This window comes from Actinomadura rugatobispora (genome assembly GCF_042656285.1).
GTDB classification, from domain to species: domain Bacteria; phylum Actinomycetota; class Actinomycetes; order Streptosporangiales; family Streptosporangiaceae; genus Spirillospora; species Spirillospora rugatobispora.
This window is the reverse complement of record NZ_JBHSON010000001.1, coordinates 90229-111312: the sequence shown is the minus strand read 5'-3', so window position 1 is coordinate 111312 and position 21084 is coordinate 90229. Positions and strand designations below refer to the sequence as shown.

Here is a 21084-nt window from a genome sequence, read left to right as displayed (position 1 = left end):
GGGGGCCGCGAGGCCCCACGTGCAAATGCACCAGACGTGCCCGAATCGCTACACACCGACACGCCCAAACCCGGCGGTTAGCCGTGTGATATCGAACACGTCACGATCCAGGGCCGACCGGGCTTACCGGCCGAATCAAGATCGATTCCCGCGTTGAATCACCCGAAACCGGACACGTCGTGATCGTCCCAGGAGTCAGCGCACGAGTCAGGGCGCCGGCCGTCCCGGCCAGGGGCGCCGCCGTCCCGCGTCCGGCAGGGGCGCCTCCGGCCGTCCGCCGACGAGGCGCCCCCCGGGATCAGGACGTCGCCTTCTGGACGAGCTCCGTCAGCACCCCGTGGCAGTCCTTCGGGTGCAGGAACGTGATCCGCGACCCGAACGAGCCGCGCCGCGGGCTCTCGTACAGCACCCGGACGCCCTTGCCCGAGATCCCGTCCGCCTCCTCCTGGACGTCCCCGTCGGTGCCGAAGGCGATGTGGTGCACCCCCTCGCCGTTCTTGGCCAGCCACTTGCCCACCGGCGAGTCGTCCCGGATCGGCTGGACCAGCTGGATGTAGGCGGCCGCGCCGTCCCCGGTCTCGTTGATCTTCAGCATCGCCTCCCGGACGCCCTGCTCCTCGTTCACCTCGAAGTGCACGTCGGTGAAGCCGTAGGTCTCCCGGTAGAACTCCACGGTCGCCTCAAGGTCGTGGCAGGCGATCCCGATGTGGTCGATGCGGGTCAGCATGGCGGTGCGCTCCTCAAGGTGCGGGTCACGGGTCGGTGCGCCCCAACGGGACGGGGCGGTCGGAATCGGGCTGGGTCGTCCTGGGTATCGTGGCAAACGTCGCCGCCGGACCTTTGTGGAGGCCCCCGTCATGACCGCACAATCGGTGATCGTCGCCGGTGCTCGTACGCCCATCGGCCGCCTGCTCGGCTCGCTGAAGGACCACTCCGCCGCAGACCTGGGCGCGCACGCCATCAGGGCGGCGCTGGAGCGCGCCGGCGTCACCGGCGACCAGGTGCAGTACGTCATCCTGGGCCAGGTGCTGCAGGCCGGGGCCGGGCAGATCCCGTCCCGGCAGGCCGCCGTCAAGGCGGGCATCCCCATGGGCGTCCCCTCGATCACCATCAACAAGGTCTGCCTGTCCGGGCTGGACGCCATCGCGCTCGCCGACCAGCTCATCCGGGCGGGCGAGTTCGACATCGTGGTGGCGGGCGGCATGGAGTCCATGACAGGCGCCCCGCACCTGATGCCCAAGTCGCGGGCCGGTTACAAGTACGGCTCCATCGAGGTCCTCGACCACATGGCCCACGACGCGCTCACCGACGCGTTCGACGACGTGTCCATGGGCGAGTCCACCGACCAGTTCAACGCCAAGCTCGGCATCACCCGGGCCGAGCAGGACGAGTTCTCCGCCCGCTCCCACCAGCGCGCCGCCGAGGCCATCAAGAACGGCCTCTTCGACGAGGAGATCGCCCCGGTCGAGATCCCGCAGCGGCGCGGCGAGCCGGTCGTGTTCGCCACCGACGAGGGCGTGCGCGGCGACACCACCGTCGAGACGCTGGGCCGGCTGCGCCCCTCCTTCACCAAGGACGGCACCATCACCGCCGGGTCCGCCTCGCAGATCTCCGACGGCGCCGCCGCGGTCGTGGTGATGTCCAAGGCCAAGGCCGAGGAACTCGGCCTGACCTGGCTGGCCGAGATCGGCGCGCACGGCAACGTCGCGGGCCCGGACAACTCGCTGCACTCGCAGCCGTCCAACGCCATCAAGCACGCCCTGTCCAAGGAGGGCCTCGGCGTCGACGACCTCGACCTCGTCGAGATCAACGAGGCGTTCGCCTCGGTCGGCATCCAGTCGATGCGCGACCTGGGCATCGGCCCCGAGAAGGTCAACGTCAACGGCGGCGCGATCGCGCTCGGCCACCCCGTGGGCATGTCCGGCGCCCGGATCGTCCTGCACCTGGCGCACGAGCTGAAGCGGCGCGGCGGCGGCATCGGCGCCGCGGGCCTGTGCGGCGGCGGCGGCCAGGGCGACGCTCTGCTTATTCGCGTCGGGGGGTAAAGCCTCGCCTGGCGGCTCGGCTTCACCCCCCGCCGCATGCGATCGCTGCATCGCTTCGAACTCGCCTGGCGGCTCGCTCCGCGATCAGTTCCTCGCAGGCTCGGAACTGCCTTCGGACGCGATCGCCATGGTTGAGGTCGCCGCGGGCTGAGCAGCCGGTTGCGGTTGGTGCGCCAAGGGGTCGGCTCGCTGTTGCACGCTTCGGTCGCGGTGGCTGGGGTTGCTCACTGGGAGGCGGTGGTCTGGACGGTCACCGTCGTGAAGCCGAGCGCCTTGAGCAGGTTCTGGAGCATCAGCCTGGCGTTCTGGTCGGCGCGCTCGCGCAGGCCGCTCTCCGCCGCCGCGGCCTGGATCTTCTGGCTCGCCAGCACGTGCAACTGCTGCTGGTCGTTCGGGTTGCCGCTGAAGAAGTCGCCCAGCCGGTTGACCAGGCCGCGCTGCTGCTCGAACACGTAGCTGCGCTTGGGGTCGAGGTTGGTGGCCTCCAGTTGCGCGCGGGGCAGCCGCACGGTCGCGGCCGTACGGTCGGCGTTCACGGTGACCGCCCCCGAGCCGAGCTTCGCGAAGTCGACGTAGGCGTCCACCGAGCCGTGCCCGACGAACAGCGTCCGCGATCCGCGCACCGAGCCCGGCAGGAACTTGGCGTCCTTCTCCAGGTCCACGATCACCTGGAAGTTGCCGGACGCCGACTCGAACCGCGCCAGGTCGCGGATGGACTGCAGCACGACCGGGCCGCTGCGGTCCTTGGTCTCCTCCGCGAACGGGTTGATCCAGTCCGGGAGCGAGCGGAGCACCTGCAGCCCCGCCAGCACCACCGCCGCGGTCAGCACGACCACCAGGAGGAGCGTGACCCGGCCGCGGCCGGGCCCGCGCCGTCCCGGCGACGCGGCGGGCTCCCGCACGGCCTCGGGCGATTCGTCGTTCTTTTGCTCAGAACGTGCCATGCGTAGGGGCATTCCCGGTGATCGGGCCGGGTCACCTTACCCGGCGGCTGCGAAGCGGACACCGCGGGACGCCGAACTCGCTCCGGGGAGCGCCGAAAGTACCATGACCTGGGCGAACATGGGACGAGGGCGATGTGAGAAGCGCCATACGGATGGACGAAACCATGCCGGGGTGCCGGTACGTTGGCCTGCTGTGGACATCGTTCGTGCTCTCCGGATCGTCTCGATCGCCGAGGCGGTCTCCTTCCTTCTGCTGCTGCTGGTCGCCATGCCGTTGAAGTACATGGCGGACACCCCGCAGGGTGTCCAGGTGATGGGGCCCGTTCACGGCGTCCTGTTCCTGGGCTACGTGGGGCTGGTGCTGGTCGCGCAGGGGGCGCTGGGCTGGAAGGGCAAGCGGACGGTGCTCGCGCTGATCGCCGGTGTGCTTCCGGTGGCGCCGTTCTTCGTGGAGCGCCACTGGGTCAAGCCGGCCGGGACCGCCGAACGCGTCCCGGCCTGATGACTCTGCATGGCCGCGGCGGGTCTGGGGGGTCCCGTCGTGGCCATGCAGGGGACTACTCCGCGGTTCACGCGGGATCGTGGGCCAGCCCCGGCCCCAGCGGCCGGGGCGAAGGCCGTGGCGCCTGCGCCGGAGGCGGCGTGACCACCAGGCGGAAATCGCCCGCGGCCAGGGCGCAGCTCCGGTAGCGCGGATAGTTCGTGCGGAGCCACTCCCGCTTCTGCTCCTCGCTCCACCCTCCGAACCTGTACGCCGTCCGCTGGTCGGAGATCGGCGGCGCCTGCGCCCCGAGCAGCCACGCGTCGACGAGCGCCCCGTACTCCGCGCTCCGCGCCGGCGGCGTCCCGCCGGCCGCCCGCGCCGCCGCCGGGTCCTCGCCGCCGCCCGGCGCCCTGGACGCCTGGCACGCCTCCGGGTCGGCCAGCGCGTTCTTGATCTGCCGCACGACCCGCGTCTCGTACCCCGGCGACAGCTCGCTGTCGAGGTGAACGGTCGCCGTGCCCCGTACCACCGCGACCGGCTCCGTCCGGGGACGCTGCACCACCTGCGTGAACTCTCCCGGGGTGCCGCTCAGCCGGGTCGCCAGCGGCGTCGCCGCCGCGGTCAGCGCGGGCAGCGCCGACCGCAGCGCCGGATGGACGCAGACCCGCAGCGGCCACTCGCGGCATGCCAGCCCCACCGGCGCCGCCCCGACCGCGCTGCCGTCCGACGACTGCAGCCGCGCGGTGGCGAACCCCGCCAGGGCCAGCGCGGCCACCAGCGGCACGGCCACCGCGGCCCGCCGCGTCACCCACCCCACGTACGCCAGGACGAGCGTGGCCGTCACCGCCAGCGCCCACACGGTCTGGTCGGCCAGCACCCGCGACCGCAGCCCGGTGAACGGCTCCACGTGATCGAGCGCCGCCGGGGGCAGCAGGCTCCACCACGACGCGCCCGGCGTGCGCGCCGCCGCCCACGACCAGGTCACCGCCATGACGGCCGCGGCGGTCGCCGGACGCGGCGCCACCCGTGCCGCCAGATATCCGGCGACCACGTGCAGGACGAGCCCGGACGCGCCCGCCAGGACGCCCAGCGGATCGGGGTGGCCCGCCTCCTGCCGCAGCATCGTCTCGACGATCAAGACGGCCGTGATCGTCGCGTACGCGAGCACCGCGGCCGCCGCCAAGAGCAGCAGGTCGACCAGGGCGCCCGTCGCGGGGGAACGAGGGGAGAGGTCGCGGAGGTAGTTCAGGCCGCGCTCGCGCACCGCGGCCCAGGCCGCCAGCCCCGCGGCGACGGGACCGAGCAGCCGTACGGCGTTGATGAGGGCGACGACGGAGTTGTCCCAGTACGCGACACCCGGGACCAGGGACAGCCAGACGGTGACGATCCCGATGCCCGTCAGCAGCGGCACCGCGATGAGCAGTGCCGCCCGCCGGGCGTCGAGCCGGAGCACCCGCCCCAGTTCAGACACCGGCGCCGCTCCCGGCGGGCTGCCGCCCCACACGCTCCCGCGAAGACCGGCACGCCCGTCCAGGAACCACACCCTCCGCGTCCGGCACCACCCAACCCGCCAGAGCGGCCCCGTTCACCACGGCCACCCCACCAAACGCACCAGCCTCACGGCTCGGCCCGGCAGCGCCGTCCCCGTCGGGCGCGATCGCCTCGTTCAGCGCGCCGGCCCCGCCGGGTGCGGCCGCGTCACTGAGTCCGACCCCGCTGGGTGCGGCCGCGCCGTGGAGTGCGGCGGCGCGGTTCAGTACGGCGGTCCCGTGTGCGACTGCCTCGTCCACTGTGCTGGCCCCATGGGCTGCGTTCACTCCGTGGAGTGCGGCGGGTTCGTTGGGAGCGGACACGTCACTGAGTCCGGGCTCGCTGGGTGCGGTCGTGCCGTGGAATGCGGCGCGGTTCAGCGGGGCCGCCTCGTTCAGCGGGACGGCCCCGCTGAATGCGGTGGGCCCATCGGGTGCGGCCGCCTCGTCCAGTGCGCTGGCCCTGTGGGCTGCGGTCATTCCGTGGAGTGGAGCGGGTTCGTTGGGTGCGGTGGCTCCGGGGAGCGTGGCGGTGTGGCTTGGTGCGGCAGCTCCGTTGAGTGCGGGGGGACGGTGGAGTGGGGTGGTGGCGGTCGGCGGGGCGGGTTCGCAGGGGAGCCATGTGCCGGCCGCGATGACGGGCAGGTGGGGTGTGGGGCTGGGGACGGACGGGTCCGGGGGCATGCCGGGCGGGTCGCTGGGGCCCCGGAACGGCCTCCGGGCGCCCGGGGGCCTCCGGCGGGACGAGCCGGGGGGCGGGCGGTACGGGTCGGGACCGGGCGTGCGGGGCGCGCGTCCGGGCGAACCGTTCCGCCGCAGCGGGGAGGGAGGCTCTTCATGGCCCTCCGGTCCGGCGGTCTCCCGGCCCCCGGCTCCCGCGAAGCGGAAAGCGGGCTGGACGGCCGCGCACGCGGCGGCCGGGCGTTCGGCCGGGTGCTCGGTCAGCCGGCCCCGGGCGAGGGTGAGGACCTCGCGGCACCAGCCGGCCAGATGCTCGGGCCGCGCCGCCGAGACCACCACGGTGGGGGCGAGCCCGCGGATGACCGGGATCAGCTCGGCGATCGCGGTCTGGTCGGCGACGCCGCGGCCGGCGTACAGCTCCTCCAGCGGATCGTCGAGCACGACCAGTTCGGGCTCGTGGACGCAGGCCGCCGCCAGCCCGGCGCGCAGCCGCACCTCCGGCGGGAGCAGCGCCAGCTCCGTCCGCCCGGCCTCGGCGACGTCGAGCCTTTTCATGATGTCGCGGGCCGCGGGCGCCCGCACCTTCTTGTAATAGGCCGCATAGTCCACCAGTTCCTCGGCGGTCATGTTCTTGGCCCAGTGGAATCGGCCCGGCAGGAATCCGATCCGCGCTCGTACGGCGCGCAAATCGGAGCCCTTGCCGATGTCATGGCCGAGAATCTTCAGTACGCCGGCATGTGGCCGGCGCAATGTCGCGAACGTAGCCAAGAGAGTGGATTTACCGACACCAGGTGGACCGGCCAGGCCGATCACGCCCTCGGCGACGCCGAAGGCCACCGGGCGCAGGAGCCACCGCCCCCCGCGGCGGACACCCATCCCTCGGGCAACGATCGCGGAATGCTCCGCGATCACTCTTACCCCCCGTTGTTTCGTCATGCGCTTGCGGGCGACCCGGAGGAACACCGGCGGCCTATTCCGCAGCGGCGCGTCTCCGCTCTGGCCGTGATCTTTAGAAGATCGCGGCGGCGGGCCTCTTTTGCCGTCGCACCATGCATCGACATCGTGACTATAACCAGGCTTGGCGATTGCTGTCAGCCTTCTTTCTGCTCTCGCGGCGAAGGGCCGTGATTCTTTGCCCGCACAGCGAAGGCTAGAATTTCCATGAATTGGCCGCTTGTGTCCGGACAGGCCGGAAAGCCGTTCCTTGATCGTCCGGCCCGCCGCGGCGGGCGCCCGGACCGGCCTCGCGGAGCGCCTCGTCCGGCGGCGCGCTCCGCTGGGAGCGGACTGCCGTACGGACGAGGGCGTTCATGGGGCAGGATGGACCCATGCCTTCTCGGGACTTTTCGTTGCACGGGGCCATTGATCTTGGGGCCCGACAGGCGGCCGCCAAGAAGCGGCAGGACCGCCAGGCCGACGGCGGCGCGGGTGCGGGCGCGGGCGGCGACGGCGGCGGCGCTTACGTCGTGGACGTCACCGACCAGACCTTCAACACCGAGGTGGTGGAGCGGTCGCGGACCGTTCCCGTACTGGTCGACTTCTGGGCCGAATGGTGCGGGCCGTGCAAGCAACTCGGCCCGATCCTGGAGAAGCTCGCCGGCGAGGCCGCGGGCAAGTGGATCCTCGCCAAGGTCGACATCGACGCCAACCCGGCGCTCGCCCAGTACATGCAGCAGATGGGCGTCCGCGGGATCCCGTTCGTCGCGGCGGTCGTCGGCGGCCAGCTGCTGCCGTTCCTGAACGGCGCCGCCCCCGAGCCGCAGGTCCGGCAGGCCATCGACCAGCTCTTCGAGGCGCTGCGCAAGGAGGGCATCCTCCCGGAGGACGGCGGGCCCGACGCCGAGGAGGCGCAGGGCGCGCAGCCCGTGGTCGACCCGGTGTACGCCGAGGCCGAGCAGGCCCTGCAGAGCGGCGACCTCGACGCCGCCAAGGCCGCGTTCGAGAAGATCCTCGCCAAGACGCCGCAGGACACCGAGGCCCGGCGGGGTCTGGCACTGGTGGAGCTGAGCGGGCGCGTTGGTTCGCTGGACGCCCAGGCCGTCCTGCGGAAGGCCGAGGAGCAGCCCGGCGACGCGCAGGCGCAGATCCAGGCGGCCGACCTCGAACTGGTCTCCGGCCGGATCGAGGAGGCCTTCGACCGGCTCGTGGCGACCGTGCGGCGCACCGCCGGCGACGACCGCGACGCGGCCCGCAAGCACCTGCTCTCGCTGTTCGAGGTCCTGCCGGCCGAGGACCCGAGGGTCGGCAAGGCGCGCCGCGCCCTGCAGTCCGCGCTGTTCTGAGTCCGGCCCGGCGCCCGCCGCGTGCGGGCGCCCGGACGGCTCCGCCGGCCGCCGGATCCGCTGCGCGTCCCGTTGATACGCGCGGGTAACGCCCCTGCGCGCCCTGGAGACGAGGCATGATGGCGGTGTGAGTGCGCGCGTGGTGACGATCTCGGCCACGTTCGGCGCGGGCGGAAGCACCGTCGGGCCCGCCGTCGCCGCCCGCCTCGGGCTGCCCTTCGTCGACCGCGCCATCCCCGCCGCCGTCGCCGCCGAGATCGGCTGCACCCTGGACGAGGCCCTCGCGCACGACGGCCGGGCCGCCAGCGGGCTCGGCCGGATCCTCGCCGGCGCCGCCCGGCTGCCGAACGTCACCCTCGGCGGCATCGACGTCTACCTCCCCGAGCGCGCGATCGTCCCGGAGGAGGAGTTCGTCACCCGCACCGAACGGATCATCGGCCGCTGCGCCGACGGCGACGGCGGCGTGATCCTCGGCCGGGCCGGCGCCGTGCTGCTCGCCGAGCGTCCCGGAGTCCTGCACGTACGCCTGGACGGCCCCCGCGACCGCCGCCTCGCCGCGGCCGCCGCGGCCGTCGCGGCGAGCGGGACGCCCCAGCGGGAGGTTGAGCGTATGCTCGATGACAATGACCGCGCCCGAGCGGCCTACGTGAAGCACTTTTACGGGGCCGATCCCGCCGATCCAAGGCTCTACCACCTCGTGATCGACACCACGAGGCTCCCCGAGGCCGCCGCCGTCGACCTGATCGCCGCCGCGGCCCGGGCGGTCTGAGCCGGGGAGGAGCCGGGCGCAGGCCCCCGGCCGCCCGTCCCACGCGGGACGACGCAGGCGGGACAAGGACGTACCCGGTAGCAGAGGGAGCAAGTCGTGGCCAGCGTGCCCAGCGTGTCGTACTCCATCACCGTCCGGCTGGAGGTCCCCGCCGGCGGCAAGGCCGTCAGCCAGATCACCCACGTCGTCGAGAACGCCGGAGGCATCGTCACCGCGCTCGACGTCAACACCGCCGGGCACGAGACGCTGCGCATCGACGTCACCATCGCCACCCGCGACACCCAGCACGCCGAGGCCATCGCCGCCGCCCTCGAGAAGATCGACGCGATCCGGATCCACAAGGTCAGCGACCGGACCTTCCTGATGCACCTCGGCGGCAAGATCGAGATGCAGTCGAAGGTGCCGCTGCGCACCCGTGACGAGCTGTCGATGGCCTACACCCCCGGCGTCGCCCGGGTCTCCCTCGCCATCGCCCGCAACCCCGAGGACGTCCGCCGCCTCACCGTCAAGCGCAACAGCGTCGCGGTCGTCACCGACGGGTCGGCCGTGCTGGGCCTGGGCAACATCGGCCCGGAGGCCGCGCTGCCGGTCATGGAGGGCAAGGCCGCGCTGTTCAAACGGTTCGCCGGCATCGACGCCTGGCCGATCTGCCTGGACACCCAGGACACCGACGAGATCGTCCGCACCGTCCAGATCCTGGCCCCCGCGTTCGGCGGCATCAACCTCGAGGACATCTCCGCGCCGCGCTGCTTCGAGGTCGAGGCCCGGCTGCGCGACCTGCTCGACATCCCGGTCTTCCACGACGACCAGCACGGCACCGCGATCTGCGTGCTGGCCGCGCTGACCAACGCGCTGCGCGTCGTCGGCAAGGACATCGGCGCCGTGCGCATCACGATGGCCGGCGCGGGCGCGGCCGGCAGCGCCATCCTGCGGCTGCTGATGCACGCCGGCGCCCGCGACGTCGTCGTCTGCGACTACAAGGGAGCGGTCCACAAGGGCCGCGACGACCTCGACGACTCGCTCCGCTGGATCGCCGAGAACACCAACTCCGCGGGGTACGCCGGAGACCTGCGCGGCGCCGTCAAGGACGCCGACGTGTTCGTCGGCGTCTCCGCCCCCGGCATCCTCACCGGCGACGACATCGCCGCCATGAACGACGACGCGATCGTGTTCGCGCTGGCCAACCCCGAACCCGAGGTCTCCCCGGACGAGGCCCGCGAGCACGCCGCCGTCGTCGCCACCGGCCGCAGCGACTACCCCAACCAGATCAACAACGTGCTGGCCTTCCCCGGCGTCTTCCGCGGCCTCCTGGACGCCCAGGCCGACGGCGTCACCCAGAACATGCTGCTGGCCGCCGCCACCGCCCTCGCCGAGGTCGTGACGGACGACGAGCTGGGCCCCAACTACATCGTCCCCAGCGTCTTCCACCCGGACGTCGCGCCGCGCGTGGCGGGCGCCGTCCGGGAGGCCGCCGGCGGCCGCCCCCGCACCGAAGTGTGACCTCGCGGGACGACCCCCACCCCGGCACGACGGTGGGGTGGGGGCGGGCGGGGGTCAGTCGGCCTTCTTGCCCGCGAACATGTGCTCGCGGCGGCGGGGCCAGATGCCGCCGTACCAGAAGATGATGACGCCGGTGATCATGGCGGCGCCGCCGGTGACGGCGCGGGCCCACAGGACGGCGCTGTCGGATCCGGTGCGGGGCAGCTCGTCGTCGGGGGAGTCGTTGGGGGCGGGCGTCGCGCCGCGGCAGTTGGCGGTGAGGGTCCTGGACTGCACGGGCTCGTTCCGCCAGGTGACCTGGACGCGGGTGCGGCGGTCCTCGCGCAGCGCGATCGAGCTGGTACGGGTCGCGCCGGGCGCGATCCGGCCCGGGCGGGCCTCGGTGTTGTCGTTCTTCTCGATCGCGTAGTCCTCGGTCCGCGTTCCGGTGTTGCGGACGGTGACCTCCGCGGAACGGTCCGAGCAGCGGACCGAGCCGATCGTCACGCGCAGCGGCGCCTGCGCGGGCGGCGGCGGTGGCGAGGTGGTGCGGGTGCGGGTCGGGGTCGGCGAGGGCGAACGGGTCGGGGACGTGGTGGTGCGGGTCGGCGACGGGCTCCCGCTGGTCCGGGTGGGGCTGTCCGACGGGCTCGGCGATGTGGTGGCGGATTGAGGGGTGCCTTCGCCGTCCGATGACAGCGTGCTCGCCAGGGCGGGGACGGCGATCAGTGCCCCGATGACGAAGAACACGGCTGCGATGACGACCCTGGGCAACTGCATCGCGGTTCCTCCCGGCTGGCCGCCCGCCGGTGTCCGCACCCGCGCGCGGTCGCTGTTCCTAGATCATTATTGACCCAGGCCCGTATTGTGCTCTGTACCCCGAAGAATGGGAACGCACAACAGGCTAACGAGTGGGGGGACGTGCCGCCGAAGCCTTCGGCAACGCATCATGGAATCCATGGAAGACGGCATCAGGGTGGGGCTTCTGCTGGTCGCGACCCCTCAACTGGAGGATCCCAACTTCAAGCGCAGCGTGGTCCTGCTGGTCGAGCACGATGCCGAGGGCGGAACGCTGGGGGTTGTCCTCAACCGGCCGACCGAAGTTCCCGTCGATCGTGTACTGCCCCCGTGGGCGGAGCTGGTGACCGGGCCGTCCGTCGTCTTCCAGGGCGGGCCGGTGGCCCTCGACAACGCGCTCGCGCTGGCCAGGCTGCCGGGCGAGGACGAGCCGCTGGGCTGGCGGGCGCTGGACGGCGGTTCCGAGGTGGCCCGCGTCGGCCTGGTCGACCTGGACGCCCCGCCCGCGCTGCTGGCCCCCGAGCTGCTGCAACTGCGGGTGTTCGCCGGGTACGCGGGCTGGTCGGCGGGCCAGCTGCACTCCGAGATCGAGGAGGGCGCCTGGTACCTGGTGCCCGCCGAGGCCGGGGACGTCTTCGCGGGCGACCCGGACCGGCTCTGGCAGGAGGTCCTGCGCCGGCAGGGCGGCGACCTGGCGTTCGTCTCCACCTTCCCCGATGACCCGACCCTGAACTAGTGGCGGGCGAAGCCGTTCCGAGGCTGAACTAAGGTGTGAAGCGCGCCGCCGGCGACGGCGGTCTTGATCAGCATGTCGATGAGGACGGCTACCAGGCGAACACGGCCGTGGAGCCGCCGGGGTGAGGAGAGCAGATGAGCACCAAGATCCTTCCCGAGAGCGATACCCGGCCGGATCTCTCGCACGGCGACGGCGACCACGAGCGGTTCGCCCACTACGTCAAGAAGGCCAAGATCACTGAGAGCGCCGTGACCGGCACGCCCGTGATCGCGCTGTGCGGCAAGGTGTGGGTGCCCAACCGCGACCCCAAGAAGTACCCGGTATGCCCGGAGTGCAAGGAGATCTACGAGTCGATGCAGTCCGGCGGCGGCGACAAGGAGTGACGACCTGGGCGGGGGCCGCGCCGCCGCGCGCGGCCCCGCCGCCGTCCTGACGCTCCGGCGGTCCCGTTGGCGGGGCCGCCTTCGTGTTTCTTGTCCGACGTTCGACGGCACGCCGACGCGGGCGCGCTGACGCCGGATCCCGCGGGTCGTCCGGGACGATCGACGGCAGGTTCGCGACGTTCTGCACTCGGGGGAGTCTCATGGGCCGGACCCTTGCGGTCTCAGTCTGCGCATTGTCGGTCACTCTTTGCTGTATTCCGGGTTCGGTGCGTGATGTCCCCGTGCGGGCGCGGAGCACCGCCGCCGCGGAACCGTCGTGCGTCCACGGGACGGCGGCCAGGAGCAGGGGCGGACGCGACGCGCACGGGCTGGGCCGGGAGCAGGTCGTGGCGATGCTGGACGACCTCCGCAGGACGCTGACCGGCCGGTACGGGACCGCCGACGAACAGACGGCGGTCGACCGGGCGTCCGCCGGCCCGGGGGAGCGGCGGCCGCGCCGCGTTGTCGTAGCCGTCTGGTTCCATGCCATCACGGACGGGGCCACGGGACGGGTGTCGCGGGCGAGGGTGCGCAAGCAGATCCGCACGCTCAACCGCGCGTACGGCGGCGGGAAGGGAGGGGCCGACACGGGGGTCACCTTCAGGCTGGCCGGTCTCGACACGCGATCGAGGCGGGCCTGGTTCAGGGCGCCCGAACGGTACGAGCGGACCATGAAGGCGGCGCTGCGCAAGGGAGGGCCCGCGACGCTCAACCTGTACACGGCGGCGGTCGGTTCCGACCTGCTCGGGTTCTCCGCGTTCCCGCAGTGGTACCGGGACGACCCGGTGGGCGACGGGGTCGTGATCGACTACCGCACGCTGCCGGGCGGGTCGTTCCGGCACTTCGACCGGGGGTTCACCGCGGCGCACGAGATCGGGCACTGGCTCGGGCTGTTCCACACCTTCGAGAACGGCTGCACGCCGCCCGGCGACGGGGTCGGCGACACGCCGTACGAGGCGCGTCCGGCCGACGGCTGCCCGCGGCGCCGCAACACGTGCAGGCAGCGGGGGCGCGACCCTGTGCGGAACTTCATGAACTACGCCTGGGACGAGTGCATGCGCGAGTTCACCCAGGGCCAGGGCCTGCGGATTCGTGCCTCGTGGGCCGCCTACCGAGCACCGGGGCGGCGGACGGCGAACGGGCCGGATGGGGGCGGCGGGGCACGATCTGTCGGTGGGGCTCGGTAGCCTTCGATGACCGTGAGCACTTTCGCCGCATCGGACATGCCCCCCGCGTTCCCCGAGAGGGCCGCCTGGGGAACCGCGTCGTCCCTGCGCGCCTGGCAGCAGCAGGCGCTGGAGGCGTACTTCGGCAGCGACGGCACGCAGCCCGGCCCGCGCGACTTCCTCACGGTCGCGACGCCCGGCGCCGGCAAGACGACGTTCGCGCTGCGTCTCGCCAAGGAGCTGCTCGACCGCCGGATCGTCGCCGCGATCACTGTGATCTGCCCCACCGAGCACCTCAAACGGCAGTGGGCGGAATCGGCGTCCCGCGTCGGGATCAGGATCGACCCCGAGTTCCAGAACGCCCAGGGCAAGGTCGGGGCCGACTTCCACGGCATCGCGGTCACCTACGCCACGGTCGCCGCCCGTCCCGCCCTGCACCGCAACCGCACCGAGGCCCGCAAGACCCTGGTCGTCTTCGACGAGGTGCACCACGCGGGCGACGGGCTGTCGTGGGGCGACGCGGTGCGGGAGGCGTTCGAGCCCGCCACCCGCCGCCTGTCGCTGTCGGGCACGCCGTTCCGCACCGACATCAACCCGATCCCGTTCGTCCAGTACGACGAGGGCTCCGACGGCATCCGCCGCAGCCGCGCCGACTACACCTACGGGTACGGCCCGGCGCTGTCCGACGGCGTCGTCCGGCCGGTGATCTTCCTGGCGTACGCGGGCGAGATGCGCTGGCGCACCCGGGCCGGCGACGAGATCACCGCGACCCTCGGCGAGCCGCTCACCCAGGACCAGACCTCCCAGGCGTGGCGGGCCGCGCTCGACCCCAAGGGCAACTGGATCAAGCAGGTGCTGGCCGCCGGCGACCGCCGGCTGACCGAGCTGCGCCGCGCCATCCCCGACGCCGGCGGGCTGGTGATCGCCACCGACCACGAGACGGCCCGCGCGTACGCCAAGATGCTGCGCGCCGTCTCCGGCCAGGGCGCCACCGTGGTGCTGTCGGACGACCCCGCCGCGTCCAAGAAGATCAAGCAGTTCGGGGAGTCCGACGACCGCTGGATGGTCGCGGTCCGGATGGTGTCCGAGGGCGTCGACATCCCGCGGCTGTGCGTGGGCGTGTACGCCACCTCCACCAGCACCCCGCTGTTCTTCGCCCAGGCCATCGGACGTTTCGTCCGGGCCCGCCGGCGCGGCGAGACCGCCTCGGTGTTCCTGCCGTCGGTGCCGACGCTGATGGGCCACGCCGCCGAGATGGAGACCGAGCGCGACCACGTCCTCGACCGGCCCGTCCGCGAGGACGGCCTCGACGACGACCTGCTGGCCGAGGCCAACCGGCAGCGCGACACCCCCGACGTGGGCGAGGAGCTGCCGTTCGAGACCGTCGAGGCGTCCGCCACCTTCGACCGGGTCCTGTACGACGGCGGCGAGTTCGGCATGCAGGCCGAGCCGGGCTCCGCAGAGGAGGAGGAGTACCTCGGCATCCCCGGGCTGCTGGAGCCCGAGCAGGTGTCCGCCCTCCTCCGCAAGCGCCAGGCGGAGCAGGTCAAGAACGAGCGCGCGCGCAAGACCGGCGACCCGCGCGACGACCGTACCGCCGCCGAGAGCCTGCACACCCTCCGCAAGGAGCTGAACGGCCTGGTCGGGGCGTGGAACCACCGCACCGGCCAGCCGCACGGCGTGATCCACAGCGAGCTCCGCCGCAGCTGCGGGGGGCCCGCGATCGCGCAGGCGTCCGCCGAGGACATCCGCAAGCGCATCGCCAAGATCAGGGAATGGGCGGCCCGGCGCGGTTCCTGACCACCCCGACCTGCCCGTCCGTGCGATTGTCGGCGACAATTGATGGCGTTCGCACGCAGGATCAGGGAATCATTGGAGCCGTGGAACGGATGCGGGGTTGGCCGGTCACCTTGACCGAAGGCCCGGTGGGTCTGCGCCCGCTGCGGCACCGCGACGCTGCGACCTGGCGCGATCTGCGGGTCCGCAACGCCGACTGGCTGCGCCCGTGGGAGCCCACCAATCCCGAGACGCCCCTTTTCCGCAGCGGCCTCGGCCCGTACCTCAGCATGGTCTACACGATGCGGCACGAGGCGCGGCAGGGGCTGGCGCTGCCCTGGGTGGTGACGCACGAGGGCGACTTCGTCGGCCAGTTGACGATCGGCGCCATCGTGTGGGGGTCGGCCCGTTCCGCGCAGATCGGTTACTGGGTCGACCGGCAGGTCGCCGGGCGCGGCGTCATCCCCACCGCCGTGGCGATGGCGGTGGACCACTGTTTCTTCACCGTCGGGCTGCACCGCGTGGAGGCCAATATTCGTCCGGAGAACACCGCGAGCCGCCGCGTGGTGGAAAAACTCGGATTCCGGGAAGAAGGAATTCGGCGCCGCCATCTGCACATCGACGGTGCCTGGCGCGACCACATCTGCTATGCCCTCACCGTGGAGGACGTCCCAGGTGGCCTGCGTTCCCGCTGGCTGGCATCCCGCCGCCAGGCATTTCCCCGATCCTCTTCCTGACGCCCCCGGCTTTTCCCTCGTAAGAATCCTGCGGACGAGAAGAGCGGGCAAACAGAGAGTAACGCTGGGATCGATCTCGCGACACACCGCCCCTTATGCTCGTCAAGCTCTGACACCGGCTCGTACCGTGCGGGGCGTGACCCTGCTCCCATTGCACGTGCGCGCGCCGAAAGTCGGCCCGCCCTTGGCCCCGGCGGTGGGCCGGTGAGCAGTGCCGTCCTTTACCTGGCCATCGTCGCGGTATGGGCCGTCGTCCTGGTGCCCATGTGGTTGCGCCGCGACGGCGAGTCCACCGGCATCTCCCGCCTCCTCCACAAGCGCGCGGAAGAAGAGGAGGAGCCCGCCGACGAGCAGGACGAACCCGCCACCCCCGCCCGCCGCCGCTCCGGCCGCGCCGCCGTCATCGCCCGGCGCCGCCGCCGCACGTCGGGCCTGACGCTCCTGCTCGCCACCTCCATCGGCGTCGGCGCCGCCGGCTACGCCCCCTGGTGGGTCACGCTGCCCCCGGTGCTGCTCCTGGCGGGCCACATGGCCCTCCTGCGCGTCGCCGTGGGCATGGACGCCGCCCACCGCCGCGAACAGGCCGCCCGCGCCCGTGCCGCCGCCCAGGAGGCCCGCCGCGCCGCCGCCGCGCAGCAGGAGGCGGAGGTCATCGAGCTCGCCGCCCCCGCCCAGGACGAGGTCTTCGACCAGTACGCCGACGACCGCCGAGCCGTCGGCGAATAACCCGTGCGCGAGCACCCCCTGGAGTTTGCTAACCTAACGGAGTCCTTGGGGCTGTGGCGCAGTCCGGTAGCGCACCTCGTTCGCATCGAGGGGGTCAGGGGTTCAAATCCCCTCAGCTCCACTTCGGACCTGGGACCAGTGTGGTCGCGGCTTTGCCGCTTCCCGCTGGTCCTTCGTCGTTTTTATCGGGGGGCGACCCCCCGAACCCCCCGTGTGCGGGGCTGGGGCTGGTAGTTCGTTGCGCACGCGCAGGGTGAGGCCTTCCGCCCTCCGGGCGCTGAACGTGGGTCCCGGGAAGCGCCCGTCGTACCCCCAGATCTCGGTCGTCGTCCCGGGGATGATCTCTGCTTTCGCCGCTCGCTGAACCACCTCGTACAGGCCGGGACGCGTGGGGCGCGCGACCGGCGGCACGGGAAGCGGCAGCGTGAACGGCTCGGGCAGGGGCAGCCTGCTGGTGAGGAGTTCGGTCGTGGACTCGGGGGCCGACAGGACGCGGCCGGCCAGGACGCCCGGGACTGCCCCACGGCGACCTGGACCGTTTCCGCGGCGACGAGCGCGGCGCTCGCCCCGGTCGCCACAGCAGGACCGCGGCGGCCAGCTAGAGGAGGGTGTGGGTGATCCCGGCGTTGTTGCGATGCCAGGCCAGCCGGCCAGGTGCGCGGTGGCGGTCAGCCGCAGCGACCAGAAGATCATGCGCGCCATCGTGCTGGAGCCGCACGTCGCGGGCGTCGTGACGGGGATGGCGTCTTCCGTACCCCGGCGGATGTAGGCGGCCCCGGCGGCACGCCACGGGATGTACGGCGGAACTGCGCCGCGCGCAGGAGGATCCGGGCCCGCGGCCGATCTACGGTGAGGGCGTGCGGATCAGTAAAGGCGACGTCCTGGTCGCGGGCGGCGCGCTGGCGGGGATCGTCTCGGGAACCTACGCCGGCCTCTCCTCCTCGGGCCCCTGGGAGCGGGACCTCGACGCCCTGGGCCTGTGCCTGATCACTGTGGCGTCACTGGCCCTGGTGTTCCGCCGGGCCGCTCCCGTGAGCGTCGGCGCGGTCACGCTGGCGGCGGCCATCGTCTACTACGCGGGCCGCTATCCGGGCGTCTTCGCCGCGGCGCCCGCGCTGGCGGCCATCTACACCGCGGCGGCGCAGGGGCGGCGGCGGCCGGCGATCGCGCTGGCCGCCGGATTCTGCGTGATCGCGTACACGCTGGTCGCGCTGTCGGACGTCAATCCCCGGCCGGGCGACGGCTTCACCCTGCTCAGCGGCTGGCTGGTCGCGATGGTCGTGGCCGGGGAAGTGGTGCGCGGCCGCCGTGCCTACCTGCGCGAGGTGGAGAACCGCGCGGTCGAGGCCGAGCGCACCAAGGAGGAGGCCGCGCTGCGGCGGGTCGGCGAGGAACGGCTGTGGATCGCCCAGGAACTGCACGACACCCTCACGCACACCATCTCGATCATGAACGTTCAGACGGCCGTCGCCCAGCAGTACCTTGACCGGGACCCCACGCGGGCACGGCAGGCCATGGCGGCGGTGAGGGAGTCGGGGGCGGAGGCGATGAACGAGCTCCGGTCCACGCTCCGGGTGCTGCGCACCGACACGGCCGGCCCCGATATCGGGCTGGCCTGCCTGTCCCGTCTCGTCGACAGGGTCGAGGCCGCCGGCCTGCCCGTGGCCGCGAGCGTCGTCGGCGAGCGCCGCGATCTGCCGGTCGAGGTCGACCGCGCCGCGTACCGCATCGTGCAGGAGGCGTTCACCAACACGCTGCGCCACGCCGGCGCCGCGTCGATCACGCTGATCACCGAGTACCGTCGGCACTCGGTGGTGGTACGGGTGGAGGACGACGGGGACTCCCGCGCCGATCCGCCCGCGGGGCACGGGATGGGGCTGATCGGGATGCGCGAGCGGGCGGTCGCCGTCGGCGGCACGCTGGTCGCCGGGCCCCGCGCCGGCGGCGGCTTCGCCGTCCGGGCCGAGCTGCCCGTGACGGCCCCCGCGTGATCCGGGTGCTGCTGGCCGACGACCAGCCGCTGATCCGCGCGGGCTTCCGCGCGCTGCTGGAGATGGCCGAGGACATCGAGGTCGTCGGCGAGGCGGCCAACGGTGTCGAGGCCGTGGAGCTGTGCCGGGCCCTGCTGCCCGACGTGACCCTGCTGGACGTGCGGATGCCGCTGCTGGACGGCATCCAGGCCACCCGCCGGATCGGGGCCGCGCCCGACCTCGCGGGCGTCCGGGTCGTGATCCTGACCAACCACGCCATCGACGAGTACGTCTTCGCGGCCCTGCGCGCGGGGGCCTGCGGCTTCCTGCTCAAGGACATCGAGCCCGCCGACCTGCTGCAGTCGGTACGGGTCGCCACCCGCGGCGACGCGCTGCTGTCGCCGTCGATCACGCGGCGGCTGATCGAGGAGTACGTCGCCACCGTCCCGCGCCCGGCCGGCGGCGCGGAACTGGAGCGGCTGACCGCGCGCGAGCGCGAGATCGTGGCGCTCGTCGCCACCGGGATGTCCAACGAGGAGATCGCCGCGCACCTGGTCATCAGCCACGCCACCGTGAAGACGCACGTCAGCCGGTCGATCACCAAGCTCGGCGCCCGCGACCGCGCCCAACTGGTCGTCTTCGCCTACGAATCCGGTCTGGCCACCCCGGGGGGCGGCTCCTGAGCGAGTACGCGCTCAGCGTGTTTCGGCGCTGAGGGTTCGTGCCACGGATCGGCGGGCTGCGATACGGGCAGGCAAGGCGGTGAGTGCCGCCGTTGTGAGCACGGACGCGAGCGCGGCGGTGAGCAGCCACCCCGCGGGGGGCAGGATGGTCGCGTTTCCGGGGCTGAAGGGTAGGCACAGGAGGATGCCCAGGGGGATGCCTGCGATGGCGCCGGGCAGGGTCGGCAGCAGTTGTGCGATGGACAGTCCGGCCGTGATCTGCCCGGGGGTGGCGCCGAGGGTGCGCGCGATGGCCATGGTGGGGCGGGCTTCCAGTGCGGTGCTCCAGGTGATCGTGATGGTGTTCACGATGGCGAGCACGATCACCGCGGCGGTGACGGCCAGAAGCAGGTGGCGTTCTTGACCGTCCTGCGCGAGGGTCGCCATGGGAGAGCCCGGGTAGCCCCTCACAGGCTGGGCGTGCACCATCAGCAGTGCGGTGACCACGATCAGCGTGGTCGCGATGTTGCACCCGTGCAGGACGGCGCGGCCGGGGCGGCGGGCGATCAGGCGCACCCCGAGCAGGAGCGGGGTCGGCAGCAACGCCGACAAACCGTTCAGCCAGGCCCGGTGCTTGGGCCCATGGGCGGTGTCGGCCAGGGCGGAGATGGTTCCGGTGCGCAGTGCCCGCAGCGTCGGGCCGAAGGTGCTGAGGGCCGCCACCGCCAAGGCGACGGTGGTCGTGACGGCGATGGTGCCGCCGCTGGGACCGGTGGCGGTGCTGAGCAGGCTCGCGCTGGGATTGACGATGGCGGGCGCGACCAGCCGTGCGATCGTCAGGCCCAGTGCGTCGGCGAGGAGCGCCAGGGTCAGGTACTCGGCGAGCAGGACGGCGGCGATGAGGCCGGGTGTGGCGCCGACGGCCTTGAGCAGCCCGACCCGGCGGGTCTGCTTGGCGGCACGTCCCGCCGCCAGTGTGGCCACGCCGCCGATGGACAGGAAGCCGAGCAGCCAGCCGCCGATGACCATGATCGGCTGGCTGCCCCGGAGCATGACGAAGTCCTGCTCGGCCACCTGCTGCCAGGCCCGGAAGTTCACCCAGGTGTCCGCGAACGCGTCGGCCACGGAGGGGTGACGCTCACGCAACGACACCAGGGCCGTGTCGGGATCCCGCAGCTTCAGGTTGATGAAGGAGGTCACCGGGAGATCGGCCGATTCCAGTACCCGGGTATCCGGTTCGGCCAGCCAGACCAGACCGCCGCCGTCGTCCGGCCCGCCGCCCGGGCCGATCCCCGGCGCCCAAGGGTAGACCGAGCGGGCCGCGGTCACGGCGATGCCGACGACCGGCAGCGAGCGGCCGGCGACCGTGACGCGGTCGCCGACCTCGGCGCCCAGTGCGGTGGCGAAGCCGCGTTCGACCACGGCGCCTCCGGGGCGGACCCAACTGCCCGAGGTCACCAGCGGACGGTCGACCGGGCCCGGTGTCAGATCGGCGACCTGCACCACCGCCGCTCCGGTGGAGCCGCGCACCGTCAGCGGTGTGTAGTACTGGCGGTACGGTCCGCTGTACGCGACCACCCCGGGCGCGTGCTCCAACGACTTCAGGGCCCTGATCGTGGTCCGGCCGGTGCCGGGGGAGAACGCGACCACGTCCGGCCCGGCCGTGGCTTCCCGGGTCTGCCGGTAGAGCGTTTCGGTCGCCCCGGACAAGGACAGACCGAGGGCCAGCGTGGTGGTGGCGGCGGTGATCGCGACCAGGAGCATCGCGGCCTGGGCGGGATGCCGGCGCACGTCGGCCACGACAAGGCGGAACACCAGCAGGATGCGGCCCATGCGTTCAGTCCTCCAGTCCGATCTCCCGGGTGCCGCGCCCTGCCG

Annotated in this window: 21 protein-coding genes and 1 tRNA gene; 15 read left to right on the top strand and 7 right to left on the bottom strand. The window is 72.6% G+C overall.

Features of this window, described 5'->3' with window-relative positions; all coding sequences use genetic code 11:
• Window positions 1-298 precede the first annotated feature (298 nt).
• Entirely contained in the window at window positions 299-727 is a 429-nt protein-coding gene (gene mce, locus ACFPZN_RS00440) for a methylmalonyl-CoA epimerase (protein ID WP_378278903.1), read from the bottom strand.
• A gap of 130 nt (window positions 728-857) precedes the next feature.
• On the opposite strand from mce, the gene ACFPZN_RS00435 reads away from it, so the two are divergent.
• Window positions 858-2045, top strand: a complete 1188-nt coding sequence (locus ACFPZN_RS00435; protein ID WP_378278902.1) for an acetyl-CoA C-acetyltransferase — start codon at window positions 858-860, stop codon at window positions 2043-2045.
• A gap of 224 nt (window positions 2046-2269) precedes the next feature.
• Here ACFPZN_RS00435 and ACFPZN_RS00430 read toward each other — a convergent pair whose 3' ends face one another.
• Window positions 2270-2989: a DUF4230 domain-containing protein gene (locus tag ACFPZN_RS00430; RefSeq protein ID WP_378278901.1), complete on the bottom strand. Its 720-nt coding sequence runs from the start codon at window positions 2987-2989 to the stop codon at window positions 2270-2272.
• Between the two features lie 193 nt (window positions 2990-3182).
• Here ACFPZN_RS00430 and ACFPZN_RS00425 point away from each other — a divergent pair, with 193 nt between their 5' ends.
• Window positions 3183-3491 (top strand): DUF3817 domain-containing protein, encoded by a 309-nt coding sequence (locus ACFPZN_RS00425; RefSeq protein WP_378278899.1) that lies wholly within the window; start codon window positions 3183-3185, stop codon window positions 3489-3491.
• A gap of 67 nt (window positions 3492-3558) precedes the next feature.
• Here the strand turns inward: ACFPZN_RS00425 and ACFPZN_RS00420 are convergent, their stop codons facing one another.
• Together ACFPZN_RS00420 and ACFPZN_RS00415 are read right to left on the bottom strand one after the other, a co-directional pair.
• Window positions 3559-4944: a hypothetical protein gene (locus ACFPZN_RS00420; RefSeq protein ID WP_378278897.1), complete on the bottom strand. Its 1386-nt coding sequence runs from the start codon at window positions 4942-4944 to the stop codon at window positions 3559-3561.
• On the bottom strand, window positions 4937-6559 hold the full coding sequence (locus ACFPZN_RS00415) for an ATP-binding cassette domain-containing protein (RefSeq protein WP_378278895.1): 1623 nt from the start codon (window positions 6557-6559) through the stop codon (window positions 4937-4939). The genes ACFPZN_RS00420 and ACFPZN_RS00415 overlap by 8 nt, the downstream gene beginning before the upstream one ends.
• A 473-nt stretch (window positions 6560-7032) precedes the next feature.
• Here ACFPZN_RS00415 and ACFPZN_RS00410 point away from each other — a divergent pair, with 473 nt between their 5' ends.
• From ACFPZN_RS00410 to ACFPZN_RS00400, 3 genes are all read left to right on the top strand, one after another.
• Window positions 7033-7965: a tetratricopeptide repeat protein gene (locus tag ACFPZN_RS00410; protein WP_378278892.1), complete on the top strand. Its 933-nt coding sequence runs from the start codon at window positions 7033-7035 to the stop codon at window positions 7963-7965.
• Window positions 7966-8092: 127 nt separating this feature from the next.
• Window positions 8093-8734, top strand: coding sequence for a cytidylate kinase-like family protein (locus ACFPZN_RS00405; RefSeq protein WP_378278891.1), 642 nt, complete (start codon window positions 8093-8095; stop codon window positions 8732-8734).
• Between the two features lie 96 nt (window positions 8735-8830).
• Window positions 8831-10234, top strand: a complete 1404-nt coding sequence (locus ACFPZN_RS00400) for an NAD-dependent malic enzyme (RefSeq protein WP_378278890.1) — start codon at window positions 8831-8833, stop codon at window positions 10232-10234.
• Window positions 10235-10288: 54 nt separating this feature from the next.
• On the opposite strand, the gene ACFPZN_RS00395 is transcribed toward ACFPZN_RS00400, so the two are convergent.
• Complete coding sequence (locus ACFPZN_RS00395) at window positions 10289-10993, bottom strand: hypothetical protein (RefSeq protein WP_378278888.1); 705 nt, start codon at window positions 10991-10993, stop codon at window positions 10289-10291.
• Window positions 10994-11171: 178 nt separating this feature from the next.
• Between ACFPZN_RS00395 and ACFPZN_RS00390 the strand changes: the two genes are divergently transcribed.
• From ACFPZN_RS00390 to ACFPZN_RS00360, 7 genes are all read left to right on the top strand, one after another.
• On the top strand, window positions 11172-11747 hold the full coding sequence (locus ACFPZN_RS00390) for a YqgE/AlgH family protein (RefSeq protein WP_378278886.1): 576 nt from the start codon (window positions 11172-11174) through the stop codon (window positions 11745-11747).
• A gap of 134 nt (window positions 11748-11881) precedes the next feature.
• On the top strand, window positions 11882-12130 hold the full coding sequence (locus ACFPZN_RS00385; protein WP_378278884.1) for a DUF3039 domain-containing protein: 249 nt from the start codon (window positions 11882-11884) through the stop codon (window positions 12128-12130).
• A gap of 266 nt (window positions 12131-12396) precedes the next feature.
• Window positions 12397-13356 (top strand): zinc metalloprotease, encoded by a 960-nt coding sequence (locus tag ACFPZN_RS00380; RefSeq protein WP_378278882.1) that lies wholly within the window; start codon window positions 12397-12399, stop codon window positions 13354-13356.
• Between the two features lie 36 nt (window positions 13357-13392).
• Window positions 13393-15135: a DEAD/DEAH box helicase gene (locus ACFPZN_RS00375; RefSeq protein ID WP_378279231.1), complete on the top strand. Its 1743-nt coding sequence runs from the start codon at window positions 13393-13395 to the stop codon at window positions 15133-15135.
• An 89-nt stretch (window positions 15136-15224) separates the two neighbouring features.
• Window positions 15225-15848: a GNAT family N-acetyltransferase gene (locus ACFPZN_RS00370; RefSeq protein ID WP_378279229.1), complete on the top strand. Its 624-nt coding sequence runs from the start codon at window positions 15225-15227 to the stop codon at window positions 15846-15848.
• A gap of 204 nt (window positions 15849-16052) precedes the next feature.
• Window positions 16053-16574, top strand: coding sequence for a divisome protein SepX/GlpR (gene sepX / locus ACFPZN_RS00365; protein WP_378278880.1), 522 nt, complete (start codon window positions 16053-16055; stop codon window positions 16572-16574).
• A gap of 47 nt (window positions 16575-16621) precedes the next feature.
• A tRNA-Ala gene (locus ACFPZN_RS00360) sits at window positions 16622-16695 on the top strand.
• Here ACFPZN_RS00360 and ACFPZN_RS00355 read toward each other — a convergent pair.
• Window positions 16677-17267 (bottom strand): multicopper oxidase domain-containing protein, encoded by a 591-nt coding sequence (locus ACFPZN_RS00355; RefSeq protein WP_378278878.1) that lies wholly within the window; start codon window positions 17265-17267, stop codon window positions 16677-16679. The genes ACFPZN_RS00360 and ACFPZN_RS00355 overlap by 19 nt on opposite strands.
• On the opposite strand from ACFPZN_RS00355, the gene ACFPZN_RS00350 reads away from it, so the two are divergent.
• From ACFPZN_RS00350 to ACFPZN_RS00340, 3 genes are all read left to right on the top strand, one after another.
• Window positions 17209-17343, top strand: coding sequence for a hypothetical protein (locus ACFPZN_RS00350; RefSeq protein WP_378279240.1), 135 nt, complete (start codon window positions 17209-17211; stop codon window positions 17341-17343). The genes ACFPZN_RS00355 and ACFPZN_RS00350 overlap by 59 nt on opposite strands.
• Window positions 17344-17431: 88 nt before the next feature.
• The gene (locus ACFPZN_RS00345; protein ID WP_378278876.1) at window positions 17432-18565 is read left to right on the top strand and encodes a sensor histidine kinase; all 1134 of its coding nucleotides are present in this window, start codon (window positions 17432-17434) and stop codon (window positions 18563-18565) included.
• On the top strand, window positions 18562-19227 hold the full coding sequence (locus ACFPZN_RS00340; RefSeq protein WP_378278874.1) for a response regulator: 666 nt from the start codon (window positions 18562-18564) through the stop codon (window positions 19225-19227). Before ACFPZN_RS00345 ends, ACFPZN_RS00340 begins: the two co-directional genes overlap by 4 nt.
• A gap of 12 nt (window positions 19228-19239) precedes the next feature.
• On the opposite strand, the gene ACFPZN_RS00335 is transcribed toward ACFPZN_RS00340, so the two are convergent.
• Window positions 19240-21039, bottom strand: coding sequence for an FtsX-like permease family protein (locus ACFPZN_RS00335; RefSeq protein WP_378278872.1), 1800 nt, complete (start codon window positions 21037-21039; stop codon window positions 19240-19242).
• Window positions 21040-21084: the final 45 nt, after the last annotated feature.